11 protein-coding genes are annotated in these 11564 nt (G+C 61.6%); 2 read left to right on the forward strand and 9 right to left on the reverse strand.

Annotated elements, in window-relative coordinates; all coding sequences use genetic code 11:
• Nucleotides 1–95 precede the first annotated feature (95 nt).
• Nucleotides 96–359: a DUF2790 domain-containing protein gene (locus F3J45_RS28345; RefSeq protein WP_167070664.1), complete on the forward strand. Its 264-nt coding sequence runs from the start codon at nt 96–98 to the stop codon at nt 357–359.
• A gap of 70 nt (nt 360–429) precedes the next feature.
• On the opposite strand, the gene F3J45_RS28350 is transcribed toward F3J45_RS28345, so the two are convergent.
• From F3J45_RS28350 to F3J45_RS28365, 4 genes are all read right to left on the reverse strand, one after another.
• On the reverse strand, nt 430–1077 hold the full coding sequence (locus tag F3J45_RS28350; RefSeq protein ID WP_167070665.1) for a response regulator transcription factor: 648 nt from the start codon (nt 1075–1077) through the stop codon (nt 430–432).
• 12 nt (nt 1078–1089) lie between these two features.
• The gene (locus F3J45_RS28355; protein WP_167070666.1) at nt 1090–2196 is read right to left on the reverse strand and encodes an ATP-binding protein; all 1107 of its coding nucleotides are present in this window, start codon (nt 2194–2196) and stop codon (nt 1090–1092) included.
• Between the two features lie 283 nt (nt 2197–2479).
• Nucleotides 2480–3817 (reverse strand): HAMP domain-containing sensor histidine kinase, encoded by a 1338-nt coding sequence (locus F3J45_RS28360; RefSeq protein ID WP_167070667.1) that lies wholly within the window; start codon nt 3815–3817, stop codon nt 2480–2482.
• Nucleotides 3814–4554: a response regulator gene (locus F3J45_RS28365; RefSeq protein ID WP_167070668.1), complete on the reverse strand. Its 741-nt coding sequence runs from the start codon at nt 4552–4554 to the stop codon at nt 3814–3816. Before F3J45_RS28365 ends, F3J45_RS28360 begins: the two co-directional genes overlap by 4 nt.
• Nucleotides 4555–4996: 442 nt before the next feature.
• Between F3J45_RS28365 and F3J45_RS28370 the strand changes: the two genes are divergently transcribed.
• Nucleotides 4997–5884, forward strand: a complete 888-nt coding sequence (locus F3J45_RS28370; protein ID WP_167070669.1) for a DMT family transporter — start codon at nt 4997–4999, stop codon at nt 5882–5884.
• Here F3J45_RS28370 and F3J45_RS28375 read toward each other — a convergent pair.
• The 5 genes from F3J45_RS28375 to F3J45_RS28395 form a co-directional block, all read right to left on the reverse strand.
• Nucleotides 5859–6578 carry a TorF family putative porin gene (locus F3J45_RS28375; RefSeq protein WP_167070670.1) on the reverse strand — a complete coding sequence of 240 codons (720 nt, stop codon included), beginning with the start codon at nt 6576–6578 and terminating at the stop codon, nt 5859–5861. The genes F3J45_RS28370 and F3J45_RS28375 overlap by 26 nt on opposite strands.
• 102 nt (nt 6579–6680) lie before the next feature.
• Entirely contained in the window at nt 6681–6935 is a 255-nt protein-coding gene (locus F3J45_RS28380; protein WP_167070671.1) for a hypothetical protein, read from the reverse strand.
• Nucleotides 6936–7288: 353 nt separating this feature from the next.
• Complete coding sequence (locus F3J45_RS28385; RefSeq protein WP_167070672.1) at nt 7289–8182, reverse strand: hypothetical protein; 894 nt, start codon at nt 8180–8182, stop codon at nt 7289–7291.
• Nucleotides 8183–8186: 4 nt separating this feature from the next.
• Nucleotides 8187–11168 carry a T6SS effector BTH_I2691 family protein gene (locus tag F3J45_RS28390; protein WP_167070673.1) on the reverse strand — a complete coding sequence of 994 codons (2982 nt, stop codon included), beginning with the start codon at nt 11166–11168 and terminating at the stop codon, nt 8187–8189.
• Nucleotides 11169–11470: 302 nt separating this feature from the next.
• Nucleotides 11471–11564: IS3 family transposase (locus F3J45_RS28395; RefSeq protein ID WP_167061942.1), on the reverse strand; the 94-nt coding region annotated here is incomplete at its 5' end.

Consider the following 11564-nt stretch of genomic DNA (forward strand, 5'->3'; position numbering starts at 1 on the left):
GACCAGGTACGTTCCGGGCGTTAAATGGGCTCCATCGAGGCACAGCGCCTCGCAGTCACTGAACCAGAACCCATTAGAAGCCCGGAGCATCCACCATGAACACCAAAGCCATCTATGCCGCCTGCCTGTTCGCCGCCCTCAACGTCTGCACCCTGGCCGCCCGTGCCGAAGCCGCCGACAACGTGCGCGACTACACCTACGGCACCCAGCTGGACATCAAGAAAGTGCTGGCCACCAGCCAGGACGCAACGCCCAGCTGCGGTGTGGTCAATGCCCGCCTGACCTACCTTGACTCCCACGACCAGACCCAGGTGCTCAACTACCGCACCCTGGGCGACCACTGCATCGGCCAGAACTGAGCCAGTTGCCCGCCACCACTCAGGAGCACCGCCATGAACTGGTAATGCATGAACACCCCGGGCGCAGGGCTCACGGTTCGACCGTGGGGGCCTGCGCCAATTGCGTTGCCATGCGCACCAGTTCGGCCACCGAGCGCGCCTTCATCTTGCGCGTGACCTTGCCACGGTGGGCCTTGACGGTGATTTCACTGATGTCCAGGTCCAGCGCGATCACTTTGTTCATGCAGCCGTCGACCACCCGCTGCATGATTTCCCGCTCTCGTGGGGTGAGCGAGACGTAGCGTGCGCGCAGGTCACTGAGCTGGCCTTCGCGTTCCAGGGCGCAGCGGCTTTTCTCCAGCGCAGCGCTGATGGCGTCGAGCAGCACGCCGTCGTCGAACGGCTTGGTCAGAAACTCCACAGCCCCGGCCTTCATCGCCCGTACCGTGCTGGGAATGTCGCCGTAGCCGGTGATGACGATGATCGGCATGTGCGGCCGGCTGGCGGCGAGGGCGGCTTGCAGGTCAAGGCCGTTGAGGTCGGGCAGGTTGATGTCCAGCACCAGGCAGCTGGGTAGCGGTTCGCGCGGCTGGGCCAGGAATGCCTGGGCGCAGTCGAACAGCCGCGGTTGCCAGTGGGCGAAGCGAATCAGCAATTCCAGCGACTCGCGCACGGAAATGTCGTCGTCCACCACGTACACCACGGCGCCGGCAGAGGGGGAGGGGGTGTGGGCGTTCATGGGGTGGGCTCCTCACTCCCAGAGCAGGTCGGGCAGCGGAATGCAGAAATGGAACGTCGCCCCGGGGCCATCGTTGAGCGTGGCCCAGAGCTCGCCTTGGTGATGCTCGATGATCGAGCGGCTGATGGAAAGGCCCATGCCCATCCCGTTGGGCTTGGTGGTGTAGAAGGCATCGAACAGGCGGCCAATTGCCTCGGCATCGAACCCCGCGCCACTGTCGCGCACGGCAAGCTGAACGCACTGGCGTGGCTCCAGCGTGGTGCTGATGCGCAGTTGCCGCAGCGCGCCGGGCACCTCGCGCATGGCCTCTACGGCATTGAGGATCAGGTTGAGGATCACCTGCTGAAGTTGCACGCGGTCGCCTTTGATTGCAGGCAGGTCCTTGGCGAATTGCACTTGCAGCACCACGCCGTTGCGCCGCAGTTCACCCAGCAGCAGGGTAACCACCTCGTGCGCCGCCTCGTTCACATCCACCGCCTCGGCCATTACGCTGTGCCGGGCGAACAGGGCGTGCAGGCGCTTGATGACATCGGCGGCGCGGTTGCCGTCGCGCAGGGTGCGCCGGGCGGTTTCCATGGCGCCCTCGACGTTGGGCGGGTCGGCTGCGAGCATGCGCAGGCAGGTGCCGGCATTGGTGACGATACCGGCCAGCGGCTGATTGACTTCGTGGGCGATGGACGCGGTGAGCGCGCCCAGGCTTGCCACCCGTGCCAGGTGGGCCATTTCCGAGCGGACTCTGTCCAGCGCTTCTTCGGCCTGCTTGCGCCCTTCGATGTCGGTGTTTTCCCCATACCAGCCCACCACCGTGCCGTGCTCATCGTGCTGCGGCACGGCGCGGATCAGGAACCAGCGGTACACGCCATCCTGGCGGCGCAGGCGGGCTTCGTATTCGCCGGCGGTGCCTTCCTGCATCAAGGCCACCCAGTAGTGCAGCAGGCCCTCGGCATCTTCCGGGTGCAGCGAGGCCGTCCAGCCGTGGCCGCTGGCCTGTTGTTGAGTCATGCCGGTGTAGTCGCACCAGCGCTGGTTGATGAAGTTGACCTCGCCATTGGCGCCGGCGCTCCAGATGAAACCGGGCACGGCATTGACCAGGTGGCTGAGGTCAGGCGGGTTGGGCATGGGGGTTCTCTGTGTGTGGCCAGGTGTGCTGGGCCGCCAGCGTGGTTTTTGCCCGGAGTCTGCCTGAAAACCGCGGGGGGTGGGAGGCGGGGCAGGCCAGGTTGTGAAATACGCCGCATCGTGGGCTAGCGCGTGCGCAGTTCAAACCCTTGTAGGAGCGAGCAAAGCTCGCGAATGCGATCTGGCAGGTGCAATCTACCTCACGCACTCAGCCCGCTGTGAGCCCGCATCGCGAGCTGCGCTCGCTCCTACCGGGGCCTGTGGCAGTGCACCTTCAGGTGCGTTAGCCGATCAACTGGGCCTTCACCTGTTCGGCCACCGGCAGCGGCAGGCTCAGCTGGGCACACAGCCCGCCGCCTTCGCGGTTGTACAGCTGCAGCGAACCCTGCAGCGACAGCGCCAATTGCTGGGAAATCGCCAGGCCCAGCCCGGTGCCGCCAGTGTCGCGGTTACGCGAGCTTTCCAGGCGATAGAACGGCTTGAGCACTTCGCCCAGCAGCGCTTCGGGAATGCCGGGGCCGCGATCCAGAATGCAAATGCTCAGGCTGCCGGCCGTGGGCCGGCCCACGGCGATCTCGACGTCACTGGCGTATTTGAGGGCATTGTCCACCAGGTTCACCATTAACCGGCGCAAGGCGTGAGGGCGGGAGTCGAGCACGGCGTCGCGGGGCATGTCGAGGCTGACGTGCTTGCCGGTGTCTTCGTAGTCGAACACCAGGCTTTGCAGAAACGCCCGCACGTCGATGCGCCGGCTGGCTTCGGTGGTGCTGTCCATGCTGCGGGCGTAGGCCACGCCTTCCTGCACCAGGTGTTGCATCTGGCTCAGGTCGTTCCATAGCTTGTCTTTTTCCACGGAGTCTTCCATCAGCTCGGCGCGCAATTTCATCCGCGTGATGGGCGTTTGCAGGTCGTGGGAGATGGCGGCCAGCAGTTGCATGCGCTCTTTCACATGGGCAGCGATGCGTGTTTGCAGGGTATTGAAGGCGACTGCGGCGTAGGCCACTTCAACCGGGCCTGACTCATCCAGGCGCGCGCCGCCGCCGTTGGGGTCCAGGGTGTCGACTGCCTGGGACAGCCGGGTCAACGGGCGGATCGCCGTGCGTACCGCCAGCCAGGTACAGGCCAGCAACAGCAGCAACTGGCCGACCAGTACCAAGGGCAGCCAGGGCGACAGCGGCGAGACGGAGGGGCGCACATCGATGGTCAGCGGGCTGCCATCGTGCAGGCGCAGGTGGGCCTGGTAATGCGGGCGGGTATCGGCCAATTGGGTGTAGTGCAGGGTGTAGGTGCGGCCCAGGGTGGCTTGCATGGAGCGCACGAACGCGGGCGGCGAGGCCAGGTCCAGGGGCGTGCCGGGCTGGCCTTCGTCGAGCTGGTAGCGGTAGTTGGGGTGTACGAAACGCGGCAGCCAGGCGTTGCGTTCGCTGGCTGGCAGGCGTTCGAGTACCGCCAGGGTGGTGGTCAGGTCTTGCTCCAGGTTACCTAGCATCAGGGTCTTGGCGCTTTCGTAGCGCTCATAGAACTGCAAGCCGAATGACAGGCCGTGGGCGATGACCAGGCTGAGCAGGAAAATCAGCGACAGCTGCGAGGCCAGGGTGCGGGGCCAGCGCGGGGCCTTCATGCTGGCTCCCCGAGGATCTGCACGGCGAAGGAGAACACATAGCCTTCGCTGCGTACGGTCTTGACGTAGGCCGGGTCGCGGGCGTCGTCGCCCAGGCGTTGGCGCAGGCGGCTGACGAGCAGGTCGATGGAGCGGTCGAACAGGTCGGCATCGCGGCCTTGGGTCAGGTTGAGCAACTGGTCGCGGCTGAGCACGCGTTGGGGGTGGTCGACGAACACGCGCAGCAGGCGGTATTCGGCGCCGCTGAGGGCGACGATGGTGTCTTCGCGGTCGAGCAGGTGGCGCGCGGTGGTGTCCAGCCGCCAGTCGCCAAAGGCCAGTAGCCTGCCGGCTTCGCTGACCACGAGGTTGGGTGGCAGCATGCGTGTGCGGCGCAGCACGGCGTTGATCCGGGCGAGCAGTTCGCGGGCGGCGAAGGGTTTGACCAGGTAGTCGTCTGCGCCCATTTCCAGGCCGATGATGCGGTCGGTTTCATCATTGCGGGCGGTCAGCATCAGCACTGGGGTGGCTTTGTGCTTGCCGGCGCGCAGTTCCCGGCACAGTACCAAGCCGTCGTCGCCTGGCATCATGATGTCGAGGACGATCAGGTCGACGCGGTTGGTTTCCAGGAAACTGCGCATTTGGCGGCCGTCGGCCATCAGTGAGGCGCGCAGGCCGTTCTTGCGCAGGTAGTTGCCTACCAGTTCCCTGATTTCACGGTCGTCGTCGACGATCAGGATGTGATCCATGTGGTCCATCTGCTCTACCTTGGTGCTTGTTCAGGGGCACACTGTGTAGCGGGGATGGGCTTGGTTTGCCATTACATCAAGGTGTTGATCTTGCGGTTTGGGATTGGCGCACATAGCCAAAGCCAAAAGCTTGACGGCGTGGGTCTTGATTACTTCGAGTCATTCATTTGCGATGGTGACTATGCGTCACCATCGCAAATGAATGACTCGCGTGAATCAAAACCGGCGCGATCCAGGTTTCTGATCTTTTGCTTTTTGCTTTTGAAGGAAAGAGACATCATTCGTTTCGCCGGCCACCACCGGCTTCGCCGGTGTTCGCGAGCTGCGCTCGCTCCTACAAATACGAAGTTCCTGCTACAGCAATGTGGACTGACAAAGGTTGTCCAATCCGGCCAAACCCCCTAAAAAGAACCATCAGAACAAGAATCCCTATCTCAGAGGTGTCATCACCATGAGCCCCCGCACCACCACCGGCCATAAATCCTGGCTCTGGCCCGCCCTGTTCAGCCTGGTAGCCTTCGCCGCCAACTCCATCTTCTGCCGCCTGGCCCTGCGCGACGGAGCGATCGATGCCGAATTGTTCACCCTGCTGCGCCTGGCCAGCGGCGCTGCGTTTCTGCTGTTGCTGATACGCTTGCGCAAGCCAGGCCAACCCCTGGGCGGCAGTTGGAAGGGCGGGCTTGCCCTGTTTCTCTATGCCTACCTGTTTTCCGTGGCCTACCTGCAGTTGGGCGCAGGCGTAGGCGCGCTGGTGCTGTTCGGCGCCGTGCAAATCACCATGTTCGCGTTCGCCTGGCTCAGGGGCGAACACGTTAGCGCTCCCAGCTTGCTCGGCATGCTGATCGCCTTCGCTGGCCTGATCGTGTTGCTGTTGCCCGGCGCTGAAGCGCCGCCGCTGGTCAGCGCGCTGGTAATGGCAGCCTCCGGTGTCGCCTGGGGCGCATACTCGCTGCTGGGCAAAGGTGCGCCGAACCCACTGGCCGATACCGCTGGCAACTTCGTGCGCAGCCTGCCGCTGGTGCTGATGCTGGGCGTACCCATGGTGCTACTCGCCCATGTGCATGTCACCCCGGCAGGGCTGCTGTTTGCCCTGGCCTCAGGCATTCTGGCGTCCGGCGCGGGCTATGCCGTGTGGTATGGGGTGGTCAGGCAGGTCAGCGCCCAGCAGGCGGCCACCCTGCAGCTCAGTGTGCCAGTGATCGCCGCATTGGCTGGGGTGTTGCTGATTGGTGAGCCAATGTCGCTGCGCCTGCTGCTCGCCTCGCTGGTGGTGCTGGGCGGTGTAGCGCTGGCGCTACTGCCGGCAAAATCCGTCAAAAGAAGCTGCGCTGAGCCTTGAGGGTGACGACGCTTTCGCAGTAGGTATTGATGCCCGAGTAGGCGTCGCAGCCACCGCCGCTGAGGTCGGAGTTGCTGTAGATCAAGTTGAGGTCGATGCCCAGCCATGGCCGTGACAGCTCCAGTGACCAGTCGGAAAACGCGCTGACCTGGCTGCCGTCGCCAATGGTGAAGGGCGTGCCCAAGCGGTGGTGGGCCACCTTCACGGTTAAGTCCATGTTCAGTAGCGGCAACTGGCCAAAGTCGGCGAACAGGGTGCCGGTGCGGTTGTCGGGGTTGTCGCGCCAGGCGCCGCCGATGCGGCTGCCAAGTATCGAGATACCGCCGTACAGCGCATAACTGTTGGCCCCGGCGATGTTCGGTTGGCTGTAGTGAATCAGCCCGACCTCATAGCCCAAGGTGCTGTCGAAGTGATGTTTATAGCCCAGGTAGCTGTCCAGGCGCAGGGTCGAGTCGGGTGTTACGCCCATGCTCGGGGCGTACTGGCCGAGGTACCAACCGCTGGGGTGGCTGAGGTCGAGGCCGCCGTGAAATGCACCTACCGCGCTAGGTGAGATCAGCCCCTGGGCCATGCTGCGCGAGGGCGTGGTGCCCAGCTTGAAATCGAAATCGCCCAACTGGCGTTGGATCTGCTGGGCCTGCAGCAACGGGCTGAAGAGGAGCGCCGCGCACAGCGACAGAAAGGGCCTGGTCATGGTCACCGTCCTGGAAGGCTTGCTCTTGAGCGGCCAAGGATACCTGTGTCGAGGGCATTTCGGCCAGATGCAGGTACAGCCAACTCCGCCAGCCTGCCAGGGTCAGCCCTTGATCGCCGGCTGGGCTTCGACAGCTTCGGTCACTACCTGCCGGCTGGCGGCACGTTCGATCACCCGTTTGCGCAGTTCGTATTCGTCCAGCGACAGGCTTTGGCGCTGGATGGCTTCGAGTTGCAGTTGGCGGGTTTCCTCGACGGTGTAGCCACGCAGTTCGGGGTGATTGGCGGCGCAACCGGTGAGCACGCTGATGGCGATGGCGGTGAGGGTGGCGAGCAGCAGGCGGGCTGAGGTGTTCATCGGGAAGCTCCAGGATTCGGGGGACGGGAATCGATGGAGTGAGGTTATGGGTTGGCGCTGATGGATAGAAATTGGTGTTGTCGATAGTGACTATCGAAGTGCCTGCGGGGCTGCATTTGCGGGCTGTGCTGTCGCGCAGGGACCATTGCCCGCAAGCCCGCTGCCATCCTCTGTAGGAGCGGGCTTGCCCCGCGAACACCGGCGCAGCCGGTGCCATGCACCGCGGTGCCTGCTTCGCGGGTCAAGCCCGCTCCTACAGGATTCTCCGTTAAATCAGAGAGTTATGATTTGTTCCATAGAAATGAACTTGCCCGTGCCATCCACTGCGTCGTTCTCCTTTGATGGCACACGTCTTATCGTCTTTTGCGCTTTTCTGGTGTTCTTGGGCTGCTCTCAAGTGCTTCAGGCGGTGCAGGTGCAGCTTTCACATTGAAAAGTATGCAGATGAAGTACCAGCAGATGGCGACACTCAGGTTGTAGGGGAACAAGACGGCCCAAAACGGCAGTTGCCAGTTTTTCTTGCCCTGCAGTTCTCCGGGTTCGCCCGTTCGCCAAGGGGCGTAGTGGCGCCAGGCTTGGGCTGGGGTCAGGCAGATGGCATGCAGGGGGACGTGCCACCAGTTGGGTTCGCCAGGTGGGGGGAGTTTGTCAGGGCCGTGGTCCATGAAGTGGCGCAGGTATTCCCAGACTTCAGCGACGTATTTTACGTCTGGTTCAGTGGGCTCGTTGCTGTCGATCCAGAGGCAGTCTTTTTGGTGGAGAGTGCCGTCAGCTCGGCGGGGAGCGAATGCCAGGGCGTAGCTCGTGCTGAAAGATGAGCCCCCGAATTCGGTGCGTTTGAAGGCTCCTCCCATTGTAGTTTTCCAGTCGAACTGTACGAGTTTTTTGCCGCGCTGGTAATAGACTCTCTTTTTGAGTCTGCTTAAGTGGAAGTGGGAGTTATTCTTTATTATGTAAGCTCTGTACAGCAGAAATGGTATGAAAATCAATGGGGCAATTAGATATTGAAGCATTGAGTGTGGGCGTGACAGGAGCAAATGGCGGTAGTCATCGTCTAATATTTCTGGGTAAATATATAGCGCCGAGATCAAGACTATGGCTGTATAGAGTTTTCCCATGAAGACGGAGTCTTTTATCCAGGGGTTTCTCAAGGTTAGATGGTTGGTGGATATGTCGACTACTTGATCTTTTATGTATGGTGTGCTTTTCGTGCTGCCGTGGTGTGAGAATAGCCAGGTTATAGACATTGGCCTACCTCTCTAATGTGAAATGCGTAGTGGTATAATTTTCTTCATCCAAGCCTTTGGCAGGGTGGTATGTGACTGAAATCGTTGCACTCGTATACGGGCGAGCTTCAATTTTGAAATTCAGTATGAGGCTCCCGTTGACGAGGTAGCATACAGGGTCTGGTAGGGGGATGATTGACTGATGATGATCGCTTGCAACGCTTAAATGTGCACTCCAGCTACTTTTTGTTAAAGTGAATCCAGGTAGAAAAATCGTAAACTCAATGGCAGGGGAAGAGGGCGGAGCGTTGTGAATGGCTCTATACCAATCAGCTGGTGATAAGACGGTACTTCTATTCCAGCGACTGTCTAGTTCGTCTAGACCAAATTTTTTAGCATCATTCGCTGAAAGCAGCACTGGTTGATAGTAGGCTGAGTGCCAGCTTTGCACTTCCTCACTCAGACTGGAGTAAAGGGGGAGTTTTCTCTCGAAGTCTAATTTGATATCGATCCGTTTCTCACCATCATTCAGTCGGTTTCCAAAAATGCACCTTGATGCCCATAATTCAAGAGGACTGTGCAGGCGCTCATCAGCCATAGCATGTAGATACAGACCACCTGTTATGGCTGCTGCTCCCAGCAATACAACTGCTGCTGCAGCCCATCCTGCGAATGGGATCACCGACGTGGCGCCCGCGATAGCAAGGCTACCCTCCAGTACTAATATGGAGCCGAGTGCGACGGATCCTCCTCCGTAGAAAGTAAGGTCTGAGGCTTGCAAATCGCCATAAGCGCTTTGTCTTTTTGACTTTTTGAAATCAGAAACAAAACCTAAAATTATCGCAGGATAACCAGAGAGCCTAGCGAAAAAATTACTTGCAAAAAGTTTGGTAAGCCCATTTCCGAAACCCATGCCCGGAGCTGCAGAACCAAAACGTAGCGTTATTGCTTTCTGGGTAGCCCGCAATCCAACTAGCGTCGCTGCCGCGGCGCCGATCACCCCAAAGATCGACGCAGCAAACCCCAGGGTGTATTCCGGTGCATTACTCTTCTGCAAACTGTTGTAAGCCGCCTTCAGCGCAATGACATTGAACCACAGCATCCCAACATTCAAACCCGCTCCTGTACTAGATGTCAGCAACCCGATCAACTTCGGCTTTACCCGCGTAGTCGTGGTCAACTCCAGCGCCACCGTCCGGCTGCCCGTGATGCGCAGTGCCTTCATTTCCTCTACCTGCGCCATCCCGCTTTTCAGGTACTTATCGACCTCCTGGCTAAAAGGGTTCTCCCGGATCAGCGTATCGGTGACGGCATACCGCGCCGCCAGCAGCCCCAGCGCCTTCTCGGCATTGGCCTCGCTGGCGGCGGCCAGCACTTGCTGGCGCAGGCTGTTGCTGGCCGTCCAGCGGGCCTGCCCATGCATGCGTTTGAGCACCACGGTAGTGACGGACTGGGCGGTGAGGTCGGTGATGTTGGCCAGGGCCGGGAATCGGCCGACCAGGCCTTCGATCACGTTGTCGCTGCCTCCGAGCAAAGTGCCGACCGCGTCGGCCTTGTCGCGGAAGGGATTGAACGGTGCCAGGGCTACATACAGCGGGCTGTCGTGCTGGTCCAGCCAGCGTTCCAGCCGCTGTAAGCGCAGGTCTTGCTCTTCGGTGCCGGGCACGGGTTGGCCCATGGGGTGAATCAGCAGGGCGAGGGAGGTTTCCAGGCCGCGTGCGGAGGTGAGGTCGTCGCGGTCATAGCAGGCCAGTGCAGCGGCCAGGCTGTAGGGGTTGTCGAGGTGGCCGTTTTCGGCAGTGGCCAGCCAGGCATCGTGATCGGCGCTGGCTTGCAGGGCCGATGCTTGCAACTCGGCGATACGTTGTTCGAGCTCGTCGCGTTCGGCCAGGAAGCCGAGGTACTTGGCGGTATCGAGGCGTTGCCCGAGGCGATGGCCCTGTTCGGAGTAGTCCTTGTGGGTGAGCACCCGGAAGCGCTCTTCGTACGGCGGTCTTGGCCGGCTGTCTGGGCGGATGCGCAGCGCGGCGGTGGCCAGGTTCGGGTTTTTGGCGGGGTACAGGCTTTCGAGGGTCTTGTTCAGCAGCGTGGCCACCAGGTTGCGGTGGTGGAAGTCGCGGCTGCGCGGGCTCAGGCGCTCGGCGTTGAGCTGGTAGCACATCGGCACATCAGCCTGCTCGCTGCCCTGGGCAGGCCGCAGGTGGGGCAAGGGCTCGGCGGGCATCAGGTCGCGCAACTGGTGCTGGTAGGCCGACACCGACAGGCTCAGGTCCAGGGCCATGCCTTCGGCGTCGCTCAGCACCACCACGGCGGGAATCTTCGGCTGGGTGTAGGGGTAGTGCCGGGCCACGGCGTGGAGCGCGCCGGCGAACAGCGCCGATGGGCGAGGGTGGCTGCTCCAGGCCAGCGACATGCGCTGGGCATCTGGCTTGAAGTCCTCGACCCAGGTCGGCAGGGCGCTGACGGGCAGCACATGGGGCTGGGTGGACGGCGCCTTGTCGCCGGCGATCAGCTCGGCCATGTTCACTTGGCGCATGTGCCGGTTGCGCAGGGCCGCCGAGCCGGTGATGCGCGCGGTGATGGCGTTGGTCCACAGGTGCGGGCTGTAGGCGATCCAGACCTCCTGGGCGGTGGTGGTGCAGGTGTCGGCCCACACCCAGTCCATCGACCGGTTGGAGAGGTAGCGGTCACGCCGGTGGTAGTGCTCCAGCCCCCGGTAGCGCAGTTCCTTGTACTGGCCTTCGCCGTCGTACTCGTGGATGACCAGCTTTTCGCCGTGGGTGCCTTTCATGAACACGTAGACGTAGCCAGGGCGCAAGGCACGCAGGGTGTAGGCGCAGTGCTGCAGCGTGGGGAAGCCTTGTTCCAGGGTGAAGCCCGAGCCACTGTAGCGGTAGGGGGGCGCATTGCCGGTGCGAGGCACGATGGCGTAGCGCAGGGGCAGGATGGGTACCCGCGGGGTGCAGGGTGGGCCGGAGGTGGCGCGGCTGACGGAGGCTTCAGTCATGGGCGGTTTTCCCATGGTGAGGCAGCATGCGCCGCCGGGGTGATGTGTCGCTTGAATTCAGTTCCTTGAACATTGGGTGTCCTCGTCCAGCCACTGGCGCACGGGCGTGCAGGCCAGCAGGGGCTGCGCTCAGGTGCGTATGAAGGTGCGCCAGAACACTAACGAGGAATCAAGTCTCGGGGGAGTTCATGACTTCCCAAAACGTTGTAGGAATTTTCGCTTTAGGGGGGTAGGCTGCTGGTTAGCCCCCCATCTTCAGGCCGGTACCGCTGAACTGCGCCCCAAATGTTAGACGGTCGAAGCTAGGCTACCTCAGCCTGAGTCCTGTAAGCCACAGGACTCAGGCCATTGAGCTTCATTTTGATTCGTTCGTGGTTGTAGTAATGGATGTACTCG

It is taken from the genome of Pantoea sp. Ap-967, assembly GCF_011752565.1.
Lineage (GTDB): Bacteria > Pseudomonadota > Gammaproteobacteria > Pseudomonadales > Pseudomonadaceae > Aquipseudomonas.